Origin of the sequence: Enterovibrio norvegicus (assembly GCF_002876705.1) — a bacterium.
Lineage (GTDB): Bacteria > Pseudomonadota > Gammaproteobacteria > Enterobacterales > Vibrionaceae > Enterovibrio > Enterovibrio norvegicus_B.
Genome location: NZ_MDAG01000001.1, coordinates 197031 through 221123, shown reverse-complemented (window position 1 = coordinate 221123; position 24093 = coordinate 197031). Strand labels below are relative to the sequence as shown.

The 24093-nt window shown below is 48.3% G+C and carries 21 protein-coding genes; 18 read left to right on the top strand and 3 right to left on the bottom strand.

Annotated elements, in window-relative coordinates; genetic code table 11:
• Positions 1–259 precede the first annotated feature (259 nt).
• The 5 genes from BCT27_RS01075 (at position 260) to BCT27_RS01055 (ending at position 6510) form a co-directional block, all read left to right on the top strand.
• The gene (locus BCT27_RS01075; RefSeq protein WP_074925147.1) at positions 260–616 is read left to right on the top strand and encodes a YibL family ribosome-associated protein; all 357 of its coding nucleotides are present in this window, start codon (positions 260–262) and stop codon (positions 614–616) included.
• Positions 617–870: 254 nt separating this feature from the next.
• A complete protein-coding gene (locus BCT27_RS01070) occupies positions 871–3009 on the top strand; it encodes an LruC domain-containing protein (protein ID WP_102394780.1) in 2139 nt (712 codons plus the stop codon).
• Between the two features lie 5 nt (positions 3010–3014).
• Positions 3015–3551 (top strand): hypothetical protein, encoded by a 537-nt coding sequence (locus BCT27_RS01065; RefSeq protein ID WP_102392341.1) that lies wholly within the window; start codon positions 3015–3017, stop codon positions 3549–3551.
• A gap of 278 nt (positions 3552–3829) precedes the next feature.
• On the top strand, positions 3830–5968 hold the full coding sequence (locus BCT27_RS01060) for an LruC domain-containing protein (RefSeq protein WP_102394779.1): 2139 nt from the start codon (positions 3830–3832) through the stop codon (positions 5966–5968).
• Between the two features lie 5 nt (positions 5969–5973).
• Positions 5974–6510, top strand: a complete 537-nt coding sequence (locus BCT27_RS01055; RefSeq protein ID WP_102394778.1) for a hypothetical protein — start codon at positions 5974–5976, stop codon at positions 6508–6510.
• Positions 6511–6633: 123 nt separating this feature from the next.
• On the opposite strand, the gene BCT27_RS01050 is transcribed toward BCT27_RS01055, so the two are convergent.
• On the bottom strand, positions 6634–7698 hold the full coding sequence (locus BCT27_RS01050) for a LacI family DNA-binding transcriptional regulator (protein ID WP_102394777.1): 1065 nt from the start codon (positions 7696–7698) through the stop codon (positions 6634–6636).
• A 220-nt stretch (positions 7699–7918) separates the two neighbouring features.
• On the opposite strand from BCT27_RS01050, the gene BCT27_RS01045 reads away from it, so the two are divergent.
• The 11 genes from BCT27_RS01045 to BCT27_RS00995 all read left to right on the top strand — a co-directional run bounded on the left by BCT27_RS01045 (position 7919) and on the right by BCT27_RS00995 (position 18505).
• Positions 7919–8146, top strand: a complete 228-nt coding sequence (locus BCT27_RS01045; RefSeq protein WP_102316170.1) for a hypothetical protein — start codon at positions 7919–7921, stop codon at positions 8144–8146.
• Positions 8147–8215: 69 nt separating this feature from the next.
• A complete protein-coding gene (locus BCT27_RS01040; RefSeq protein ID WP_102316169.1) occupies positions 8216–9370 on the top strand; it encodes a TRAP transporter substrate-binding protein in 1155 nt (384 codons plus the stop codon).
• 79 nt (positions 9371–9449) lie between these two features.
• Entirely contained in the window at positions 9450–9965 is a 516-nt protein-coding gene (locus BCT27_RS01035; protein WP_017007654.1) for a TRAP transporter small permease, read from the top strand.
• A 9-nt stretch (positions 9966–9974) separates the two neighbouring features.
• Entirely contained in the window at positions 9975–11285 is a 1311-nt protein-coding gene (locus BCT27_RS01030) for a TRAP transporter large permease (protein ID WP_102316168.1), read from the top strand.
• 121 nt (positions 11286–11406) lie between these two features.
• Positions 11407–12711 (top strand): histidinol dehydrogenase, encoded by a 1305-nt coding sequence (gene hisD / locus BCT27_RS01025; protein ID WP_102316167.1) that lies wholly within the window; start codon positions 11407–11409, stop codon positions 12709–12711.
• A gap of 47 nt (positions 12712–12758) precedes the next feature.
• The gene (locus BCT27_RS01020) at positions 12759–13535 is read left to right on the top strand and encodes an SDR family NAD(P)-dependent oxidoreductase (RefSeq protein ID WP_102394776.1); all 777 of its coding nucleotides are present in this window, start codon (positions 12759–12761) and stop codon (positions 13533–13535) included.
• A gap of 70 nt (positions 13536–13605) precedes the next feature.
• On the top strand, positions 13606–14628 hold the full coding sequence (locus BCT27_RS01015; RefSeq protein ID WP_102316165.1) for an alcohol dehydrogenase catalytic domain-containing protein: 1023 nt from the start codon (positions 13606–13608) through the stop codon (positions 14626–14628).
• 41 nt (positions 14629–14669) lie between these two features.
• Entirely contained in the window at positions 14670–14957 is a 288-nt protein-coding gene (locus BCT27_RS01010) for a UxaA family hydrolase (RefSeq protein ID WP_102316164.1), read from the top strand.
• A gap of 3 nt (positions 14958–14960) precedes the next feature.
• A complete protein-coding gene (locus tag BCT27_RS01005; RefSeq protein ID WP_017007648.1) occupies positions 14961–16130 on the top strand; it encodes a UxaA family hydrolase in 1170 nt (389 codons plus the stop codon).
• Positions 16131–16434: 304 nt separating this feature from the next.
• Complete coding sequence (locus tag BCT27_RS01000; RefSeq protein ID WP_102394775.1) at positions 16435–17448, top strand: Ldh family oxidoreductase; 1014 nt, start codon at positions 16435–16437, stop codon at positions 17446–17448.
• A gap of 25 nt (positions 17449–17473) precedes the next feature.
• Positions 17474–18505 (top strand): YeiH family protein, encoded by a 1032-nt coding sequence (locus BCT27_RS00995; protein WP_102316162.1) that lies wholly within the window; start codon positions 17474–17476, stop codon positions 18503–18505.
• A 68-nt stretch (positions 18506–18573) separates the two neighbouring features.
• Here the strand turns inward: BCT27_RS00995 and BCT27_RS00990 are convergent, their stop codons facing one another.
• Positions 18574–20592: an EAL domain-containing protein gene (locus tag BCT27_RS00990; RefSeq protein ID WP_102394774.1), complete on the bottom strand. Its 2019-nt coding sequence runs from the start codon at positions 20590–20592 to the stop codon at positions 18574–18576.
• Between the two features lie 416 nt (positions 20593–21008).
• On the opposite strand from BCT27_RS00990, the gene BCT27_RS00985 reads away from it, so the two are divergent.
• Together BCT27_RS00985 and BCT27_RS00980 are read left to right on the top strand one after the other, a co-directional pair.
• Positions 21009–22688: an Hsp70 family protein gene (locus BCT27_RS00985; RefSeq protein WP_102394773.1), complete on the top strand. Its 1680-nt coding sequence runs from the start codon at positions 21009–21011 to the stop codon at positions 22686–22688.
• Positions 22689–22921: 233 nt separating this feature from the next.
• On the top strand, positions 22922–23479 hold the full coding sequence (locus BCT27_RS00980) for a cytochrome b (RefSeq protein ID WP_102394772.1): 558 nt from the start codon (positions 22922–22924) through the stop codon (positions 23477–23479).
• Positions 23480–23542: 63 nt separating this feature from the next.
• On the opposite strand, the gene BCT27_RS00975 is transcribed toward BCT27_RS00980, so the two are convergent.
• Complete coding sequence (locus tag BCT27_RS00975; protein WP_241908478.1) at positions 23543–23974, bottom strand: hypothetical protein; 432 nt, start codon at positions 23972–23974, stop codon at positions 23543–23545.
• Positions 23975–24093: the final 119 nt, after the last annotated feature.

Sequence of the window (24093 nt, the reverse complement as noted above, 5' to 3'; positions counted from 1 at the left end):
ACGCACCCAAAGGGTGTATCAAATGTGAAACACAATTTTTAATATAGCGTGGAATAGCAGGACTTGCTGAACAAGCACCTTGAGGCGGCCTAGGTGGAGAAGATGAAGGCAATTGAAGGTGGTTTAGATCACATTTATAAATAAAAACGAAACACTTACTGATATACTCCCCCCATCAAAAGAAAGACAGATCCCCGCCCTCAAACAGGCCTTTGCGTTAAAAGGCACCTGTAAAGGCTGGCTTATAAAAGGCAAGACCATGAATTTGAAAAACACACTGCAAGAAGACAACGAGCAACTAGATGCTTGTCGCCGCCAGCTAGAGATTGCTAACGCGACAAAAAATCACGAAGACATTGCGCGTTTAACGAATGAGATCAATCAGCTGAATACAAAGATCTCCGCGCTCAAAGAGCAGCAAAAGAAGCAACTGAGTTCAAAGGCGCAACAGATCGTCGCATTGAAGTTCAATCGCGCGCTGACAAAAGCAGAACAAGCAGACATGGGTAAATTGAAAAAATCCGTCCGTGGCTTGATGGTTGTTCACCCTACGACTGCATTGGGCAAAGAAATTGGTGTAACAGAAGTAACAGGCTACGCACTCAAGCCTTTCTGATACTCTCCACCAGCAGTGAAAAGCCATCAATTCGCGGTGGCTTTCTTGCTGCTGGTACGCCCTTTATCGTACACCCCCCTCTAAATTTCTCATTTTGATAAAAACCCTTTCCCTTCTGTTTTTTTGATTGTCATTCTGACTAATTCATTGTTCTCAAAACAAACAGCGTCAAAATAACCATATATATTTCAATTAATTAAAAATGGCACATTCCTTGAAAGAGTCACCTCAGACTCACACTCAAGGAGATGTCTATGTCTCGCCTTTTAACAGCGGCTCTACTCACAACGGTGTCGCCCCTAGCGTTCTCGACACCGTTCGATACTTGTCCAAGCAAAGCCTACTTGTTTCAATCGAAACCAGTGCAAGTGCACAGCGTTAACCTCGTAACAGGTTCAACAACGCTCATCACCAACAACGTTGGTTTAGTGAACGAGGGCATTAATGCTGTCGGCTTTGACAATGGTACGGGTGGCGGCGAAGGCTTCGAACACAAATACATTTATGGCTTTGAGAAAAGCCGTAAGAAAGTGGTTCGTCTAGACAAAGACTTTAATGCAGACGTGATTGAGGTGACGGGCCTTCCGAATTTCAGCTTCTACGTGGGTGATGTTTACGACCGTTACTACTACCTTTACGGTCCAGGTACCGGTTTCTATAAAATCGATTTAACGCCGTTAGACACCGACCCAGATGCCACCTTGGTGGCAGAAACCATTTCCACCAATGCCCCGCTCGGTATAACTGATTTCGCCTTTCACCCAGGAAATAACAAGCTGTATGCGGTGCGAAATAACAACGGTAAATTGTACGAAATAGATACAGATAACGGTAATGAAACGCCCATTGGTAACACAGGGAAAACAGGCACGTTCGGTGCTGGTTACTTCGATGTAGATGGGTATTACTACATTTCCCGCAACAGTGACGGTGATATTTTTCGTATCGACCTAACAGATACCGACAATATCAATCAGCACAATGTCGGCGCTGTTAAATTTGCAGACGGTCCAAATTCAAACCAAAACGATGGCGCACGTTGTGAAGATGCACCAGTGATTGACGAAGACTCGACGATAGATTTTGGTGACGCACCTGATTCTTACAAAACCAAATTGAGCTCAAACGGCCCTCGACATGAAATAGATACGGGTTTCTACCTTGGTTCAGTCGCACCAGACAGCGAGGGCGATGGTTTTGTATCGCCACTGGACGACAACAAAGCAGGCCTTGCCGATGAAGACGGTGTGGGGTTTGTTACCGCATTGGAAATTGGCAAAACAGCACTCATTTCTGTTCAAGCATCTCAGGCGGGTCGTCTGTCAGCATGGATTGACTGGAACGGCGATGGCGATTTTGAAGACAGCAATGAGCGAATCGTGAATAACAGCTTGCTGTCTGCTGGCACCAATACCCTCTCAGTGTCTGTGCCTTCTGGTGCAACTGCAGGTTCAAGCTGGTCTCGTTTCCGCTTTTCAGAGGATGGAGGGTTAAGCTTCGACGGTGGTGCAACCTCAGGTGAAGTGGAAGATCACCCTGTCACCATCATGGAAGACGGCTCCTCGCTTGTTCATTACCCGAGCGAAAGTGGTTATGCCACGGTTGCATTTGAGGATAACTGGCCAAAAGAAGGCGACTACGACATGAATGACGTGGTTATCCGCTTCCGCATCACAGAAACCTTGAACGAAGACGATGAAATCACGCGTATTCTCATCAAAGGTTATCTTGCTGCATACGGGGCTGGCTACCACAACGGGTTTGCCTTCCGTCTTCCGGGCTTGAATCGTGATGATATCAATGCAGCGACAACCCAGAGTCACAATATGGTGCTGCAAGAAAGCAATGGACTGGAATCAGACGCCAATGAAGCCATCTTTATTGTGTCGGATGATTTGAAAGGAAAACTTCCTGCAGGCTGCATGTACTTCCGAACAGCGCAACATTGCCAAGAAGCCATATCATTTGAATTCGAAATTGATATGTACTTCAACGAAGGGGTGGACACCAGTAACCTTGTGGCAATGCCATACGACCCGTTCATGTTCGCAACGCCGGGCAATTATGTACGCGATGGTCTGTGGTACAACCCTGGCCGTGGCCTAGAAATACACCTCGCTGACCAAGCGCCAACGGAAAAATTCGATACTTACTGGTATGGATGGTGGTCAGATTCGAGCGACCCAGAAAATGGGCGTTACTTCAAAACCACTGATAACCACCCTTGGGCACTGCTTATTACTGATGAGTGGAGCTGGCCACGCGAGCATGTCGACTTGGTCGATGCCTACACTGAGTTCGCAGGCTACGCAGAGTCTGGCGGTAACAACAACCAACAGTGGTATCTCATAGAGAAAGCCACTGCTGACAAAACCTATTCGTCTGAGGAGTAATCACCATGAATAAGCATCTAACTGTTATCGCATTGATTACCTTACTCACAGCCTGTGGCGGCGGTGGAGATGGCGGCGACGTGGCAAGCGTGACTGCCTCAGATACTGGCACTGCCAATGACAGCGGCTCTGCAAGCACCACCAGCAGTGCACCGAGTATGCTCGTAGATACCTCTGGCGGGGTTGCTGATATACCGGAAACTATCACAAGCTCAGCAACCTCGATGAGCGAAACGGTAGTACCGGATGATTTCTCCTACAACCCAGTGCTTGAGCTGAACTTCGACGTAGACATTCGCGGCTACTCAGTATCACCGGCTTACATTTCTCTCTACGGGGAATTCACTGAAAATGACGACGGCACGTTTACCGCAGACTACAACAGCCGCATCACATCAGCGCCAGTAGAAGACGGTGAAGCCACATTGGATTATGTCTCGTCAGATTCGCAATACTATGTGCTCGCAGAAGTGTGGTTCTATGACGGCACCAGCCCCGTCCAGAAGCGCATTCCGAACACGGAATCAAGCTGGGTGTGGTAACCATCTCGCCACATTAGTTTCATCGAGACCCTTACGAAAAAAAGCAGGCTTCGGCTTGCTTTTTCTTTTTGTGCAATATGCGCATCGTTCACCATTTCTCATATTGAGAAACCGCCGTGTCTCTTCGTCATTACGGCTTTCATTTTAAGAAAAACCGCCCCTCCCTTAGCAAGTCAAAAACCACTATCCACATGAATAATAATGGCATTTTACATGGCACGGTTATTGTAATGGTTACTCAAAATAGCTGTTTTTAACCTTTCAGAAGGGAAACACTGATGCGCACCTATTTGAAGCTTCTATCACTCGCCATGCTCTTTCCCACTGCGGTTATTGCCGACGAGCCGTTTGATACCTGTCCGAGCAAGGCGTTCTTATTCCAAAGCTCGCCTAGTAAGGTTTATGGGGTCAATCTAGCAACCGGTGGTTACTCGGAACTGGCAGCAACCACGGGCTTAAACACGCACATCAATGCGGTGGGCTTCAATGATTCCGACAGATACATCTATGGATTTGATTACGATAACTATCGCGTCATCCGCGTCGGTAAAAACTACACAGGCGAACAAGTCGATGTGTCATCGCTGCCGGAATTAACACGGTTTATCAGTGGAGACGTGCACGATAACGTCTATTACCTTCACCGTCGCGAATCTGGGTTGTTCAAAATTGACTTATCACCCTTAGAGGTAGACGCATCAGCCACACTCACGGCAGAGACGATCACCTCAAACATGGGGGTCATACGCGCATCCGATCTCGCAATAAACCCTATCGATAGCAAAATGTACCTCGTCGATAACAAAGATTACGACCTCTACCAAGTGGACTTAACCACAGGTGATACTAATGTGGTCATCAATATGATCTCACAGATAGGCGAACCTGCAGGTGGCTTTGGTGCCATATATTTTGACGTTAATGGCAACCTTTACCTGTCCCGAAATGACGATGGCAGTATTTTCCGCGCGGATCTCTCAGATGTAGATGAAGTTGCATTAGGGAACATTGATATTGAGTTTTTCGCAACGGGTCCATCATCCGCTCAAAACGACGGTGCGCGCTGTGCCAATGCGCCAGTGATTGATGAAGATTCAACGATAGATTTCGGTGATGCGCCAGACAGCTACAAAACCTTGCTGGCATCGAACGGCCCTCGACATGAAATCAACACAGGCTTCTACTTGGGTTCAGTCGCGCCAGACAGCGAAGGCGATGGTTTTGTCTCACCGTTAGACGACAACAAAGCGGGTCTCGCTGATGAAGATGGCGTCGGTTTTGTGACCGCGCTAGAAGCAGGGAAAACCGCCATTGTCTCGGTACAAGCGTCACAATCGGGCTACCTCTCAGCTTGGATAGATTGGAACCAAGATGGCGACTTTGAAGACAGTGGCGAGAAAGTCATAGACAATAACTTACTGTCTGCAGGCGCAAATGCACTGAGTGTTTCAGTGCCTGTCGACGCAGAAATAGGGTCATCTTGGTCGCGCTTCCGTTTTTCCCAAAGCGGTAATCTCGACTACTTCGGTGGCGCGACCACGGGTGAAGTCGAAGATCATCCTGTCACCATCATGGAAGACGGTTCGTCACTGCGTTACTACCCAAGTTCTGATGGTTACGCCACGGTTGCCTTTGAGGATAACTGGCCAAAAGAAGGCGACTACGACATGAATGACGTGGTTATCCGTTTTCGCATCACAGAAACCCTTGATGAGAACGATGCCATTACGCGTGTCCTCATCCAAGGCTACCTCGCTGCATACGGGGCTGGCTACCACAATGGTTTCGCCTTCCGTCTTCCGGGTTTAAACCGCACTGACGTTAATTCAGCAACCACGCAAAGCCACAACATGGTGTTGCAAGAAACCAGTGGGCTGGAATCAGATGCAAACGAAGCCATTTTCATTGTGTCAGAGGATCTCAAACAGAAAGTGCCCGCGGGCTGTATGTACTATCGAACAGCCCAACATTGCCAAGAAGATCTGTCCTTCGAGTTTGAGTTAGATATCTACTTCGAAGCAGGCGTTGATACCAGTGCATTGGTGCCCATGCCTTACGACCCTTTCATGTTTGCTACCCCCGGCAACTATGTACGCGATGGCCTTTGGTACAACCCTGGCCGTGGCCTAGAAATACACCTGGCTGACCAAGCGCCAACGGAGAAATTCGATACTTACTGGTATGGATGGTGGTCAGATTCGAGTGACCCAGACAGCGACCGCTACTTTAAAACTGACGCGAACCACCCTTGGGCACTGCTTATTACTGATGAGTGGAGCTGGCCACGCGAACACGTTGATTTGGTCGATGCCTACGCGGAGTTCGCGGGCTACGCAGAGTCTGGCGGTAACAACAACCAACAGTGGTATCTCTTAGAGAAAGCCACTGCTGACAAAACCTATTCGTCTGAGGAGTAATCACCATGAATAAGCATATGACGATTATCGCTATGATTACCCTACTCACAGCCTGCGGCGGTGGTGGAGACGGTGGCGACGTGGCAAGCGTGACCGCTTCAGATACTGGCACTGCCAATGACAGTGGCTCTGCAAGCTCCACCAGCAGTGCACCGAGTATGCTCGTAGATACCTCTGGCGGGGTTGCTGATATACCGGAAACCATCACAAGCTCAGCAACATCAATGAGCGAAACGGTAGTACCGGATGATTTCTCCTACAACCCAGTGCTTGAGCTGAACTTCGACGTAGACATTCGCGGCTACTCAGTGTCACCGGCTTACATTTCTCTTTACGGGGAATTCACTGAAAATGACGACGGCACGTTTACCGCTAACTACAACAGCCGCATCACATCAGCGCCGGTTGAAGACGGTGAAGCCACGTTGGATTATGTCTCGTCAGATTCACAATACTATGTGCTCGCAGAAGTGTGGTTCTATGACGGTACCAGCCCCGTTCAGAAACGCATTCCGAACACAGAATCAAGCTGGGTGTGGTAAGTCGCGAACAGGGTTTTCACGCGTATAACGCTTAGAGAAACGGAAGCCGATAACACAAAAACAAAAAAGCAGGGTTCATATTGCCCTGCTTTTTTACGCGTGTAGGTGAATCGACGTTTATGACTATGAACGTTCTGGCGGCGTTGCCGTGGTTTCTCTCACCACCAGTTTCGCTTCCAATTCAATCGTGTCTGTCACCGCGTCACCATCAAGTTTAGACACTAAATAGTCCGCCGCTTTGGCGCCCATTTCTTTTGAAGGTACCTGCATGGTGGTGAGTGACGGTTGGATATGTGACGACATTGCCAAGTCATCAAACCCGACAATCGACAATTGTTGAGGGATTTTGATGCCGTGAACTTGGCTCTCAAGCAACGCACCATAGGCCAAAACATCATTACCGCAGACAATCACGGTCGGCAAAGGTGTTAACTCCATCAATTTTTTCAACGCTTGTCGGCTTTCAGCCAAATCATATCGGCACTCAATGATGTGAGAATCTGGGACATATATCCCATTTTTTTCCAAGGTATCAACACAACCAGCCAGTCTATCGCGGGTACGGTCATTGGTGCGGGTTATCCCCGGAATTAAGGCGAAATTTTCGTGACCTAACTCCAACAAATATTGGGTTAAACGGGCGGAGGCTCGGTAGTTATCAAAGCCAATACAAGGGTGCGGCAAAGAAGGATCGAACGACCATGTGTACAAATAAGGAAGTTGTTTTTTCTTTAGAATATCAAACACATGAGGATGGTGCTCTGCCCCAACCAACATGATCCCTTCTACCCCTCGACTGACCAATCTTTCAACTTCTGCAAGCTCTTCATCCAACGAATAATCCGAACTCGCGATGAACAAGGTATACCCTTTTTCTTGTAAGCGACGTTGGAAGGCTTGGATACCTTCGGCAAAGATCGCGTTATCCAGTGTTGGGACTATCACACCAATGGTTTTTGAGCGTTGAGAAGCAAGCGCTTGAGCAGCACCATGAGGAATATAACCCATTGATTCAATAGCAGAACGAATCAATTTTCCACGTTTCTCGCTCACCGAGTTTGGGTTGGAAAGATACCGCGAAACAGTGGCCGTAGACACCCCTGCAGCTTGTGCTACATCTTCCGCAGTGGGCGCGTCTGTCGGCTTTTTTTGTAAGCGCTTACGTTTTCCTGTGGGTTCTTTAGTCATGGTATTGATTTTATTTGACTCTTTTCTGGGCAGTTAACCTGCCGTTAATTCTATTATAGCTCGCTGTAAAAAATACAGCGCCAAAAACTTGACAGCCCTAAACTCTCTCCTCTAAGGTTAGAAATGTAAGCGCTTTCATTTAACAACTCATTCACAACGTGAAAGCGAGATAAAAACAAAGGTGTCTTCACACCGTCTAAATACTGGTGAGGCTTCAGTTATGAGCAATAAATTAAATGTTAAAAAAAGGTACATAGTACCTGCCGCGTTTTTTTCTCTGTATCTGCTTAATGTCGTCTACACCAAGATCCAACTTGTTTCGGGGGAAACATCCATTATTCGTGTTAATGATGTTGGTGAGTTTATTTTGCTCATACTGACTTCATTAACTTTCGTTGTCGCAATGCTACTTGCAGAAAAGGACGCAAGCGGGCATTCGGCAGAATAAGAGCACCCAACGTTCGCCGACGTATTCGACGTTGATTGGGTAAACAAAACGCAGGAAGGAAGTACATTTATGTCTGTTCACCATAAGGATGACTCCCCACAGAATGCAGAGCGTCGCCGTTTTCTAGAAATCGCTAAAAAAGCTGGTTTCACGGCCGCTGTTGTCGCAGGCGCTTCAGGAGCCCTGTTGACTTCAACACATGCGCAAGCTGCAGTAAATGAAGAGAGAGAACGACAGAAAAGAGCGAAATACACCATGACCATCGCCACGGCGTATATCATCGGTGCCTCCCGTAGTTACCCTATCATGCAACTTGATTTCAAAGAGAACATCCAAAACATGACCCGCGGTCAGGTTTATGTGAAGCTCGCACCCGGTGGTCAACTTGGTGCAGGTGGCGCACTGGCTCAGAAAGTTCAAGCCGGCACCATTCAGGCAGCGCAGCACTCTCTTTCAAACTTTGCTCCTTTTGCGCCAGCCGTTGACTTGATCAACATTCCTTACTGGTGTGGTGAAAACCAAAAATTCATCAACCTCGTCACCTCAAAAGCATGGGAAGAAGAAATTCACCCGCGCGTTGCCGCTAAAGGCTTCAAACCACTTTGGTATGTTGTGATTGACCCTCGCGTTGTTGCCGTGCGTAAAGGCCTTGATGGTCCAATCAAAACGCCTGATCAACTTGAGGGCGTGAAATTCCGCGTACCGGGTTCGAAGATTCTTCAGCAAATGTACCGTCTACTTGGTGCAAACCCAACGCCAGTGGCATGGGGTGAAACACCGTCTGCCATCAAACAAGGCGTTGCAGATGCACTAGACCCATCGGTAGAAGCATTGAATGTGTTCGGCTTTAAAGACGTGCTTTCATCAGTAACGTTCAACCGCGCAGTGCCAGACGCACAAGTGTTCTCTTGTAACCTTGAATGGTTCAACAGCTTGCCAAAAGACATTCAAGAAGGCATCGAATTTGCGAGTGAAGTGACCTCTATTCAGAACCTGGCGAAAGTGCCCGCAGCCCGCGCATATGCAATGGCTGAACTGGGTGATGCAGGTGTTGAATTCTATGCGCCAAACTCTGATGAAATGCGCCAATGGGTCGAAAAAGCTGGCCATCAGCGCCCAGAGTGGGATGAGTTCAAACTGCAACTTGCAGGCTCAAAAGACACCTTCAACAAACTGCTTGATGCCGCAAACGGTAACAGCCGTTTCTATGTTCACGACGTGTAACGCCTGAGTAACTTGGCCTCTTGGGTAGACGCTCAAGAGGCTGCTCACTCGATATTTACAACGTACGTGGACACAACCTATGAAAGCATTACTAAAGAACATCGATGAAAATGGTGAACGCTGGTTGCTTCTCTTTTTCTACAGCACCATCGTTATTACCATCGCAATGGAAGTACTCAGACGGTTTGTATTCAGCTACTCCTCCATTTGGGGGGAAGAAGTCGCGCGCTATGCCTTCATCTATCTCGCATGGATAGGCGCATCAGCCGCAGTAAAAGAACGTGCACATATACGTATAGATGTATTGCTCCACTATTTGCCTCAACGCGGTAAAGCAGTGGTGTACTTGTTCGGTGATTTGATGACCACAATCGTTGCGCTATTCGCCTTCTATTGGTCGATTCACCCGATTGAAATATCGTTAAAATTCGGCTCAGTGACACATGGCTTAGGCATCAGCCAGGCATGGTTCATGGCGGCAGTGCCGCTGGGATTCTCCTTGATGTTGTTCCGACTGGCTCAATCGATCCGTCGTGATACACGCAGCCTGATACACGGCACCCCCGTGTTCGAAGGCAACAAGTTGTTCGATTAGGAGAATGTCATGCTGAATTATTATCAAACAGAAGCGTTTGTCGACCTCGGCTGGGAGTTTTACGGCCCCGTGATTGGCATGCTGGTATTGATTGGCTTTGCCGTTCCCGTCTGGGTTTCCCTCGGCTTAGGCTCTATCGCCTTGCTCTACATTACTGAAGTTTTACCGTTATCTTTGTTTGGAGAATCGCTCTTTGATGGCATCGATGCATTCGCACTGATTGCTGTCCCACTGTTCATCCTTACCGGTGACGTGCTGGTACGAACGGGCCTTTCAAACAAACTGCTCGATGTTGCAGAAGCCAGTGTAGGCGGAGCACGAGCTGGTTTTGGTAGCGCCACGGTACTTGGTTGTGGTTTCTTCGCCTGTATCTCAGGGTCTGATGCCGCTGGTGCCGCAGCAGTAGGTCGCATGACCATCGACAGATTGGTGAAACAGGGTTACCCGAAACCTTATGCGTGTGCATTAGTCGCCGCGGGGGCATGTACAGGCATCCTGATCCCACCATCCATTGCTTACATCATCATTGGTTTGGTACTGGGTATATCCGCATCGACACTGTTCCTTGCAGCCGCTGTACCAGGGCTTATGGTCATGGGCGCCATCATGCTGACCAACGTCGTGATGAATCGCATTCATGGCTATGAGAACGCAGGACAAGGCTTCTCACTCAAGCGCTGGATATCGGTGGTTATTGATGCACGCTATGCGCTCATGGTGCCGTTCGTTATCTTGGGGGGTATCTACTCAGGTATTTTCACCCCAACAGAAGCGGCTGCAATAGCAGTGGTCACCACCATCATCATTGGCTTGTTCCAAGGCACGTTGAAGGTGAGTGATTTTCCAAAGATGTTAGAAAGCTCGGCAAAAGTGAATGGCGTTATCTTGCCTATCATTGCGCTAAGTCTTCCATTAGCACAAACGCTGGCTGCGCTGAACGTTCCGCAGGCATTTGTTGAAAGCATGACCTCGATTACAGACAGTCACGTTGCCCTGACACTCATTATGATCGGCATCTTGATTCTGGCAGGCTGCTTCATGGAAACGACGCCGAACATTTTGATTCTGTCCCCTATCCTGCTGCCTTTGGCGCGTGAGATAGGCATGGATGATATCCAGTTCTGCATCATGATGGTGACATCTCTCGGTGTGGGTTTCATTACCCCTCCACTCGGTCTGAATCTCTTTGTCGTATCCGGACTGACAGGGACTTCAGTACTGAAAATCGCAGCACGATCCGGACCATACGTACTATCAATGCTAACCGTCGTACTTATGTTGGCATTTATTCCTGAACTATCACTCTGGGCGCTGGATTAACCCAACGCGACAGAACGGCCCTTAACACAGGTTTAACTCTACAACCCAATGCCTTTCCGGCTTTTTCTAAAAAAGCCGGTCAGGAGAGTTGCGCCCAAAATTTAACGGAGAATCAATCAACATGGCTGTTAAGTATCTGAAAAAAGCTGAAAAAACTGCAGCAACAGGTGAAGACGATGTTCGTGAAATCGTTTCAAACATGCTGAAGGAAATCGAACTCGGCGGGGAAGAAACCTGCATTGCTTACACGCAGAAGTTCGACAACTGGCACGGTGACATTGTGGTCTCTCAAGAAGAGATTGACGCAGCGGCTGACAAAGTGCCTGAGCAGCTGAAAAAAGATATCCACTTTGCCTACGAACGTGTTCGTGACTTTGCACAAGCACAGCTAGCAAGTATGAGCGAATTCGAAACAGAACTGTCACCCGGCTTGTTTGCAGGTCAGCGTTTGATCCCTATGCAAGCCGCAGGTTGTTACGTACCAGGTGGCCGATATTCACACATCGCTTCCGCCATCATGTCAGTCACTACCGCCAAAGTTGCGGGTGTTGACCATGTGATTGCGTGTTCACCGCCGGGTCGCGATGGCGGCATGCACCCAGCCATTATGTACACATTAAAACTGTGTGGCGCAGACACCGTGCTTAACCTCGGTGGCGTTCAAGGCATCGCAGCCATGGCATTCGGTCAATTCACGGGGCACCCAGCAGACATTCTTGTGGGGCCAGGTAACCAATTCGTTGCCGAAGCAAAACGTCAGCTTTATGGCCGCGTCGGTATCGACATGTTTGCAGGCCCATCAGAAGTGATGGTGATTGCAGACAAAAATGCGGACCCAGAGCTTGTTGCGGTTGACCTTCTCGGTCAAGCAGAACACGGTCCGAACACACCCGCATGGTTGCTGACAGACTCGGAAGAATTGGCGGAAACCGTCATGAAGCGCCTGCCAGAACTGATTGCTGAATTGCCAGAATTGAACAGCAAATCCGCTGAAGCGGCATGGCGCGATTATGGCGAAGTGATCATCTATGACACACGCGAAGAAGCCGTAAAAGTGAGCGACGAATATGCGTCTGAGCACTTGGAAGTTCACGCAGAAGACCTCGATTGGTGGCTTCAGAACCTGCGCAACTACGGTTCACTGTTCCTTGGTGAAGAAACCAACGTGGCATTTGGCGACAAAACGTCAGGCCCGAACCACATTCTTCCAACCAAAGGCGCAGCGAAATACACAGGTGGCCTGAGTGTCGGCAAATTCATCAAAGTGGTGACGTACCAGCGTTCGTCAATTGAAGCGAGTAAAGACGTTGCTCAGGTGACCGCACGTATTTCACGCCTTGAAGGCATGGAAGCACACGCGAAAACAGGTGATGCACGTCTGGCGAAGTATTTCCCAGAAGAGCAATTCAACCTAAAACCTGAATAAGCCAATACACATTCGCCGACACAAGTTGTAGCCAAAAGGAAGATGAAATGACAGGCAACACGTTAAACCGCTTATTTGACCTAACAGGACACGTCGCATTAGTGACAGGCGCAGGCTCGGGCATTGGACAACGCATGGCGTTTGCCCTTTCTCAAGCAGGAGCAAAAGTGTTGCTGGCAGGTCGCCACGTAGACACCTTGTCACAAACCGCAGCGTTAATCGCTGGGTCTGGAGGAGATTCTGCAGTGGTTGTTGCGGATTTAACACGACGTGAAATGTTGCCTGACGTCATCGCAAATGCCTCATCTCACTTCGGTGCGCCGGACATTTTGGTCAATGCAGCAGGCGTTAATTTGCGCGAGCCCACAGAGGATATTTCCATCGAGAGTTGGGATAAAACCATCAACCTCAATCTCTCAGTGCCCTTCTTCCTTGGCAAAGCCTGTTTACCGGGCATGTTGGAAAAAGGACGAGGAAAAATTATCAATATTGGCTCGCTGCAATCTTACCGCGCCTTTGCCAACTCGATTCCTTACGGCGCGTCAAAAGGCGGTGTGGCGCAGTTAACCCGCGCCATGGCAGAAGCATGGTCTAGCCAAGGTGTTACCACCAACGCAATCGCACCAGGCTTTTTCCAAACACCGCTGACAGAACGTGTATTTACGGATGATGCCCTTGCGCAACATCACGCAAAGATGACAGCCATTGGGCGAAACGGTGAATTGGAAGACTTTGATGGCCTGACCGTGTTCTTGGCGTCACGCGCCTCGGATTACATCACGGGCCAAATGATCTCGCTGGATGGCGGCTATACCGCGAAATAACAAGGTTGGCACGCCAACGTGTAAGAACATTCAACGAAACAAAACGCACACAGACCAAAAGGAAAGCACGATGAAAGCACTGGTGTATACCGGAGAACGATCACTGACCTATATCGAAGATGCGGCCATGCCAACCCTTCGTGATGACGAAGTCTTGGTGCAAATCAACGCCGTCGGCATTTGTGGTTCAGATCTTCATGCTTACCTCGGTCACGATTCTCGCCGCCCTGCCCCACTGATTTTAGGGCACGAAGGCGCAGGCTTTGTTCGCGGCGCAGACAACACCGGCAATCGCGACCTTGATGGTCAAGCCGTGGTGATCAATCCATTGGTGAGCTGCGGTCATTGCAGTTACTGCCGAACGGGTTTTGAAAACCAATGTGGAAGCCGAGAAATCATTTCCATGCCACCAAGACAAGGCGCATTTGCCGAATACGTTGCGATTCCAAAGCGTAATTTGGTGCCTGTTCCTGAAGGCATGTCGATGGCAACAGCATCATTGGCCGAACCTATTGCAACGGGCTGGCATGCCGTCACCAAGGGCGCGAACCTAGTGAATCGTCCTTTGGTAGAAAGCAAAGCATTGGTTTACGGCGGCGGCGCAGTCGGCCTCGCAGCCGCACTGTCTTTGTACGCTCAAGGTTGTCGTCAAATCTTCTTGGCTGAAACAAATGAACTACGCCGTGAAACGGTAAAAACCACCAGCGTTTGCACCGTATTTGACCCACTTTCCAACCCGCTCGTTGCCAGTAACAGCATCGATTTGGTGGTGGATTGTGTGGGCAACAAACATACCCGCATGGGTTCATCCGACGCCGTGAAACCTGGCGGTGTGATTGTTCATGTGGGCTTACAAGACAGCATTGAAGGTCTCGATGTACGCAAATTCACGCTGCAAGAAGTGACCTTCACTGGCAGCTACACCTACACCATGCAAGATTTCCACGCGACTGTGGAAGCCATGCATAACGGCGCGTTAGGCGCGCTGGACTGGATTCAAGAACGCCCGCTCAGTGATGGAGCGGTCGCTTTTGACGACTTACTTAACGGACGTATAGCCGCTGCCAAAGTCGTGCTGCGGCCCGAAAAGTAACCCAAGAAAAGAAAGATCGTTTTATTCAAAAGGAGATGAAAATGCAAAAACCAGATTTTCTCGTCCACGATTCGACCGACTCCGTTGGCGTGATTGTGGTTGAGGGCTTAGAAGCTGGCCAAACGCTTGTTGGATGGGTGATGGACACGGATGCAACCATCGAAGTACTTGCACTAGATGCAATCCCACTCGGCCACAAAGTTGCGCTCAACGATATTCAAGATGGCGACACCATTTTGAAATACGACAATGACATCGGTAAAGCAATCGCGAACATCGCTAAAGGCGGACATGTTCACGTTCAAAACGTTAAAACGAAGAGGTGGTAAGCCATGAGCAACTATAAATTTATGGGCTACCGCCGCGAGAATGGCCGTGTTGGTGTACGTAACCATGTAATCATTTTGCCATTAGATGACTTGTCGAACGCAGCATGTGAAGCCGTTGCTAACAACATTAAAGGCACATTGGCTATTCCACACCCATACGGTCGCCTTCAGTTTGGTGAAGATTTAGAACTTCACTTCCGTACGTTGATTGGTACAGGTTGTAACCCGAACGTAGCCGCTGTGGTTGTTATCGGTATTGAACCTGAGTGGACGGCACGCGTTGTTGAAGGTATTGCCGCATCAGGTAAGCCAGTACAAGGCTTTGCTATCGAGCAAAATGGCGACATCAACACCATTGCTTCGGCTTCTCGCGTTGCAAAAGAGTACGTACAAGCAGCAAGTGAAATTACACGTGAAGAGTGTGATGTTAGCGAGCTATGGATTTCAATGAAGTGTGGCGAGTCTGATACTACATCTGGTCTTGCGGCTAACCCAACCGTGGGTAACTTGTGTGACAAACTGTCTGCACAAGGTGCAACCCTGTGTTTCGGTGAGACATCAGAACTCACAGGTGCAGAGCAAATTTGTGCGACACGTGCTGTTTCACCTGAGATCGGTGAGAAGTTCTTGAACACATGGCAAGCGTACATGGACGAGGTTATCGAACCACACAAAACCTCTGATTTGTCTGACAGCCAACCAACCAAAGGTAACATCTTGGGCGGTTTGACCACCATCGAAGAGAAAGCGTTTGGTAACTACCAGAAAATCGGTAAGCACACGCAATTCGTTGATGTGTTGACGCCCGCTGAGCGCCCAGCAGCTGGCCCTGGTCTGTACTTCATGGACACCTCTTCTGCAGCAGCAGAGTGTGTGACCTTGCAAGCCGCAGCGGGTTTCGCCGTTCACCTCTTCCCTACGGGTCAAGGTAACGTTATCGGTAACCCGATTGTGCCTGTTATCAAGATCACTGCGAACCCACGTACCGTGCGTACTATGGGCGAGCACATCGATGTTGATGTATCTGGCATTCTTGCTCGCGAATTGAACATGGACTCAGCGGGTGATGCGCTGATCGACATGACACTTCGTACAGCAAACGGCCGTTACACGGCAGCGGAATCTCTTGGTCACCGTGAATTCGTACTGACTAAGCTATACCGCAGTGCATAAGCACTAACATTGTTCTATGCACCAACATCGTTTCTACGCGCCAACGCAGAGTCCAGCGCTGCAGTTGCTTAACTCTGCCGCAGAGCATAGAAACATGATGTTCTAAACCTGTTGGCGATGGCTTTTTGTCTCGATACATCAAGTCTTCGCCGATAGCCCTTAGAACAAGATTTACGCCGAGGAAACTCGGCGTCGCTTTCTTCCTCGTTGAGATCAGGTATTCCTCAGAACACCACGCTCAGCGCGATAGTCCCGCATGCCCCAATACGAACACCGCAATAGCGACAGTACAAAGGATGTAGTCATGACGATAACGGTTGACCCAAGCCACGCCAAAAGCCTCGTAATTTCATCTCTTGAACAACACGGTGTTTCACACGTAAACGCCACCTCCGTCGCCAACGCCCTGATCCAAGCAGAAATAGATGGCCAACCCGCGCACGGTTTGTCGCGCCTTGCTGCGTACATCGATCAGGTGAAGTGCGGAAAGATTGTTGGGGATGCCACACCCAAAATCGACATTCCTAAACCCAGCGTGTGCCATATCAATGCCGAGTTGGGGTTCGCTTTTCCGGCCATGGATAAATTGGTGAGTCTGTTACCCGCAATGGCAAAAGCGCAGGGCATTGCCCTCGCCACCGTGTACCGTTCTCACCATTTCGGTCAAGCGGGATTTCATGCCGAGCGTATTGCTAAACAGGGCTGCATTGCACTCATCTTCTCCAACAGCCCGCAAGCTATCGCCCCTTGGGGTGGTTACAAGCCGATTTTTGGAACCAACCCTATCGCATTTTCTGTACCACGTGAAAATGCGCCGCCGCTCGTGATAGACATGAGCTTGAGCAAAGTCGCGCGCGGAAAAGTGCTGCTGGCGCGAAAACAGGGCGATTTGATTCCTGAAGATTGGGCCATTAATGACCAAGGTGTGCCCACCACAGATCCAAACGAAGCCGTAAAAGGGTCGATGCTGCCGATTGGTGACGCAAAAGGCGCGTCTTTAGCGCTCATGGTTGAAATCCTTTCCGCGACGTTAACTGGCGCTAATTATGCGTTTGAAGCCTCATCGTTCTTCTCAACCGACGGCGGCGCACCCGCTATCGGCCATTCAGTGATTGCCATCGACCCAAGTCTTTCCGGCCCACATTTTGCTGAACGTCTAGAGCAACTCTTTATCGCGATGTGTGAACAACAAGGGGTTCGGCTGCCCGGCACAAAGCGCATTGTGCGACGCGAACGAGTATTGAGAGAAGGTTTGCAGCTTACAAACGCGACAATGGATGAGCTAAATGCATTGGCTCATCCCAATAAAAATCAATAATAACCAATAACACGGAGCGTTATTCATGCTGCCAAAAACCCAACAACGTGTTCCTAGCTGGCAATCAATGCGACAGAGCGCTGGCTCTCTCGCCCCTGGCCTTCTGCTTTCTGTGACTGTCGCGGCTGCCGCGACGTTTCTCTCGGCGCATTATGGTGCGCCTCAAATGCTGTTTGCTCTCTTATTGGGCATTGCTTTTCATTTTCTTGCGAACGATTCCAAATGTCAGCCTGGCATTGAGTTTGCTGCAAAGAAAGTGCTCCGTTTTGGCGTCGCGCTGCTTGGCCTTCGTATCACCATGGAAGAAATGACATCACTGGGGTGGGAAATACTCATCTGGGTAGCCTGCGGGATCGCATTGACGATCAGCATCGGCATGTTGGTAGCAAAAATACTGGGACGACGTATTCAATTTGGCGTGTTAACAGGCGGTTCAGTGGCCATTTGTGGCGCTTCCGCTGCACTGGCCATTTCAGCCGTGCTTCCTAAGCACCAATACAGTGAACGAAACACACTGTTTACCGTTATTGCAGTCACGGCATTCAGCACCATCGCTATGGTGATTTATCCTATTTTCGTTAACGTACTGGGTTTTGATGATCGTCTTGCAGGTATCTTCATTGGCGGCACGATTCACGATGTCGCACAGGTGGTTGGCGCGGGCTATTCCATCTCGCCACAAGCCGGTGAATTTGCCACGATCACCAAGTTGCTTCGTGTTGCCTTGCTCGTTCCAGTGATTCTGATAATTTCACTGTATTTCCGTCGTCACCCTGAACAGACTGGCGGGAAATCAGACATTCCGTTACTGCCATTCTTCGTCATCGGATTTTGTATTTGTGTTGCGATCAATAGCGCCCACATCCTGCCAGTCACGGTCACAGACACCTTATCGGGCTTGTCTTCTTGGTGTTTGGTCTCTGCAGTAGCGGCATTGGGCATCAAAACCTCGGTGAAGAAACTCTTTACTATCGGCTATGAACCGATTCTCATGGTGGTCATTGAAACCGTGGCAATCGCGGCATGGGTATTGTTGGGGATTTATCTGTTCGGATAATCCCGACCAACGTGAAAATCAAAAAAAGAGGCGCTCATGAAGCGCCTCTTTTTTAACTAAGCTTCTGCTTAACTTAGGCTTTCTTTGGCCTCTTCATAGACATCATATCGACGGAATTTTGGTTCAAAAACCTGTATTTGTTTGAACGACATGGCCTTCGCGAAGTAAAACCCCTGAATGTATTTAAAGCCCATTTGCTTCAATTTAAGGTATTGAAGTTCTGTTTCAACACCTTCCGCAACGCAATCCATACTGAGGTCATTGCACAGCTCCAAAATGTTCTTACAGATGTAGAACCCCTTCTCGCCATCAATCACATCGATCAAAGATTTGTCGATTTTAACCGTATCAACCGGCAAGAATGTGATGGCTTCAAACGAGCAATACCCCACGCCAAAGTCATCAATGGAGATACCAAAACCATTGTCATGCAACCTCAGAATGTTCGAGAGCGATCTTGGATCTTTAATTGAATCCCGCTCAATGATCTCAAACTCCACGTTCATTCCCTTCAACTCTTCGATGATTTGGCCAATGGCATTGTTGTCAATCAGCGTATCAGGATGAATGTTGACCGCAATTTTGGGCGAGAATGCGCTTAGCCGCCAAACATGAAAATGCCGGCGTACCTCTCGGCAAACCCACAGGTCGATAATGCTCGCGAGCCCAGCCAATTCGAGAGACTCTAAAAAGAAAGGGCCAGATATTGTTCCATCATCTCTCTTAATACGCAGTAAGGCTTCAAACGAAGAGCAACGCTGTTTTTCCACATCCACTTTGGGCTGGTAGTGAACCATCAGTTTTTTCGCACTGATGTAATTAATTATTTTTTCAACCTCTTGATTTGATTTTATTATTCTCGACTCAGCTTGATTGGACTTCACGCCTTCATTCGCCTCTAAAAGCTCGATCATTTCAAGATTGTTCTTTAGCCGTTCCAAATGATTTGAAGAAGATTGCGTCAGTGAGTATTTCTTTATGAACGGTGAATAGATAAAAACACCGAGAAGAAGCAAAACAAATTGCAACAGTATTGCACCTAAATCACCGCCAGTTGCCATAAACGAATTCACAAAAACAGGGGTTACCCATGAGACGCCATTAGTCACAACGTTGATCCCGAAGAAACCAACATACAAGTAAGCGATAAATATATTCATGATGGGCACGAGTATAAAAGGCAAAATGAGGTAACGATTTAGAACTACGGGTAGGCCATAAACCAGTATCTCGTTGATGTTAAAGATAGAAAAAGGGAAAGACAGTCTAGCAACTTTTGAAATATGTTTATCTTTTGAATAGATCAACGCAGCCAAAATCAAAGATAAGCCCGACCCCGACCCACCATATACCACAAAAATATCGTAAAACGCTTTATATGAAATATTGTTAATTAAAATCATTTCTAAATTAACATTAGGAACGAGAATGGACAGCGTGTTTGGCCCATGCAATCCGATAAACCAAAGCAGTTGAGAAAAGCCTGTTCTCAAGGTCATTTCAGTGAGGAGACCCAAATCTAGCTGAAAATCAATGATCGCCACAGATCGGTCAATAATCCACAACAACGACAAGTACATGAAAAGAGAGAGGAAATAGATTAGGATGAACGATTTAAGGTGATAAAAGACATTCGAAAGCTGCGCGTTATTCAGCGACATTTTGGTTTCAAACTTTGGGATAAAGTTAAACAGCACCACTGAAAAAATAGGTATCACAAGGACAAAAAACGACACACCCGCATCGTGAAGTAACCAGCGACCATTGGCTGAATGGATAATCGACTCTACCGTAATGAAAATGGAAAAAGACAAGGTAATAATAAATATATTGTTGATATTATTTCGCTTAGAAAAATGATACGCAATTGATGTCATAAGCATCAGCGGAAAAAACTCACTCATATAATTGATAATGGTTGTTAACATCGTACTATCAACAATGTATAACTGTAGGCCTGTTAAAATAAAAAACTGATTAATCAATACGATAATTGAAGAAAGGACTAAATACGGAACCGTACTGATAAACGACTCTTTGATAGACAGAAAGAATATGTCTCTTTTTACTTTGCTTACATCATCCATTTATGGGTTCCTGAAGAAATCCAATTTTACGTTAATATCCCACCGCCAAACGCGTCGAATTCAGCGAAGCAAACCATCAAAATAATTACGTAGTAATAGAATGAGCGTTGACGATAAGATCACTTTTTTAAAGGCGCGAATAAATTTATCAATACAAATGATTCACATGAGAGTCACTACTGTCGTTATTTTTTACACTATTGTGTATTTCTCTATAAAATCGCACCATATTTCATTAAATGATGCTCGCGGGAATACCCCCATGTTTCACTGAAAATCAGGCCTTCTGCGGCAACGCAATGTGTTGCTTTCATGCATTTCTTTGTCTGGCTCTGAAGTCTTGAAATAGGGCATTTCGTCAGTGAGTCTCAACTGTTATTCTCTCGAATTGAGAAGATTTACAATGGACGTAAAAGATGACCAAAAAAGACACACTGGCCATCGGCATTGATTTAGGCACGACGAACAGTGCCATTGCTGTCTGGCGGCAAGGAGAAGCCGAACTCATTCCGAACGTGTTAGGCAAATACCTCACCCCTTCCGTCGTGAGCATTGATGACAATGGGCAAGTTTTAGTGGGCGATGCTGCACATTCCCGCTTGATCACACGCCCAGCGGAAACCGTGGCTGCATTCAAGCGCTACATGGGCACCAATAAGACCTTTGAGCTTGGTGAGAACCGCTATACCCCAACAGAACTCTGCGCGCTGATCCTTGGCTCGCTAAAAGCCGATGCGGAAGCCTATCTGGGTGAGCCCATCAGCGAAGTGGTGATTTCTGTGCCTGCGTATTTCAGCGACCAGCAACGTAAGCAAGTCCATCTTGCTGCTGAGCTAGCGGATTTGATTGCAGTCCGCCTTATCAACGAGCCGACTGCCGCGTGCCTTGCCTACAGCCTCCATGAATCCCATGAACGTCGCTTTCTGGTGTTTGATTTGGGCGGCGGCACATTTGATGTCACTGTGGTGGAACACCAAGATGGGTTCGTGGATGTGCGTGCTTCTGCTGGAGATAACCGTCTCGGCGGCGAAGATTTCACACAAAAACTTGCTGATCATGTCATTGATAACGTTAAAACAGACGACGGCGAATTGGCGTTGGCTGACATTGCCAAAATCTTTAGTGCGTGCGAACAAGCAAAGAAATCCAACGATGCCGATTTCGTCATTTCTCTTCCCGAACCTTTCGCAAAAACTGTTTCACTCACTCAACACCAGCTTGATGAAATCTGGAAAGACACCCTATTACGCTTGTCGCAACCATTGCGCCAAGCATTAAGTGATGCACGCATCAGCCCAAGCGACATTGATGAACTGATTTTTGTCGGCGGCGCAACCCGCCTGCGCCATGTTCAACAACTTGCCACACGTTTGATTGGGCGATTCGGTAAGATCACGCTCGACCCTGACTTGGTGGTTGCGATGGGCGCTGCAACACAAGCGGCATGTCGCTTGCGTGACGAAGCCGTAGAAGAAATCGTATTGACGGATGTGTCGCCTTTTAGCTTAGGCATTGCGTCCAGCCGCAATGGTCAATCCGGTGTCTTCAGCCCTATCATTGAACGCAATACCGTGATCCCTACATCCCGCGTGGAACGATTTTACACCACCAGCGACAAGCAAGATTCTGTTCGCATTGCGGTGTACCAAGGCGAGCGTTTTTGGGTGCGAGAAAACATCTTCATCAATGAGTTTGAAGTCGAAGTGCCTGAGAACCACGCCGGGGAAGAAGCCATTGATGTGCGGTTTAGCTATGACATTAATGGTTTGCTTGAAGTGGATGTTACCGTGGTCTCAAACAAGCAAACCACGCAGAAAGTCATCGATCGTACGCCTATCGGCATGAGCGACGACGACAAAACCGCAAGCCGTGAGCGTTTGGCAAAGTTGAAGGTTCACCCTCGCGAAAAGCTCCCCAACATTGCGTTGTCAGAAAAGCTCAACCGCCTGTATGAAGAGAAGCTTGCGGAAGAGCGTCACCTTGTAGAGCAACTGATCCTTCACTTTACACACGCACTGGATAGCCAAGATGAACGTGTGATCAACGAAGCGAGAAATGATGTTGATGCGCAGCTAAAGATCCTAGGTTTTCAATAGCGGCTTTCCGCAACTGAAAACCATTGCGGATTTCAGTTGTGGATGACAGCAGCGCCTAGCCATAATGCACATTCATTTAGAAACAGTCAGTTAGAGACAATCAGTGAGAGAAAGGCGGCCGCGCTTGTTCTTTCTCTTATTACTTTGTCACACGGCATCCAAGACGCTGCAATATTTCGTCGTTCGCATCGGTCTCTTTTCTCCCCAAACACTCTAAGTTTGTAAGGTGCACAATGCATGCATTTACGATGTCCGGCTATTCACGCGCCACCACCATCATGCATTGGGTAATGGCAGCACTCTTTGTTTTCATGCTGTTAACGGGATTTCTTGTTCCCTATTTGCCCGATACCGTGAGCTACAGATGGATCATTCGAGAAAGCCATGAATCCTTTGGTTTGTTAGTCATTCCATTGGTGCTAGTGCGCCTTGCCATTCGTGTGATCACTGGTGCGCCAACAAAATCGCACGATGTGCCTTCATGGGTTTTCTGGCTATCACGCGCTGTCCACATTGGGTTTTATGTGCTGATGTTTACCCTGCCCATCACAGGGTATTTGGTCGCCCTGCCCTATGGCATCGCGTTTTTCAGTGTCTACCTCATCAACCATTTACCCGACAGCTTAAATGCGCTGCTGTGGCTGAGTCGCGAGCCCGATTTTTATCTCGCAGGGCTAGCTTCCTACGCGCACACCATCATGGCGATGACGTTAGCCAGCATGCTTGCGCTGCATGTCATTGGCGCACTGCTGCACCATTACCCAAACACAATTCGCTCGCATTCTGTTTAACGACAGCTGACGTCGCGCGTTGCCAGTCCTTACATACAGTCACGCCCTACACATAGCCAGTCCTTACGCATAGCCAGGGATCGCGTCGAGATCAGGTTCGATGAATGCATGGCGTGCTTCATCTGAAAACAATCGCGCTTTGGTGTAATGCGTCATCATGATTTGGCTATCTAGTAACTGCGGGTTCTGCTCGATAAAGGCATCGGCGTTGTCGCAGGGATCAGAGTGTTGCATGAAATGGTGCACTGCAAGCAACCATGCCTTAGTCAGCGTTTCATGGTATTTCGAAGAAGGCTCAATATTGTTAAATCGCAGAAGACCCACAAGCGCATTTTTCACCAAATTGTTCGACGTGTCAGCATTGTTATCAACCAGATAGCCATACGCCAAACGCACATGGGCGCGATGGTTGAAATCCTCGGCGGAAAAGGTGCAATCTTCGACGCTTGCAACGAAAGCGATATCTGCATGAGAGAGTGAATGTGTCATGGTCATGGGCATGTGCTCCTTCCTGTTCTTGAACACCTTGAATAACGTCACTCAAGGCGTGCATGCATTATCAACCCGTCACCTTTAGACGGGTCAATGGGGGAGGAGCAGGAAGAGCAGGAAGA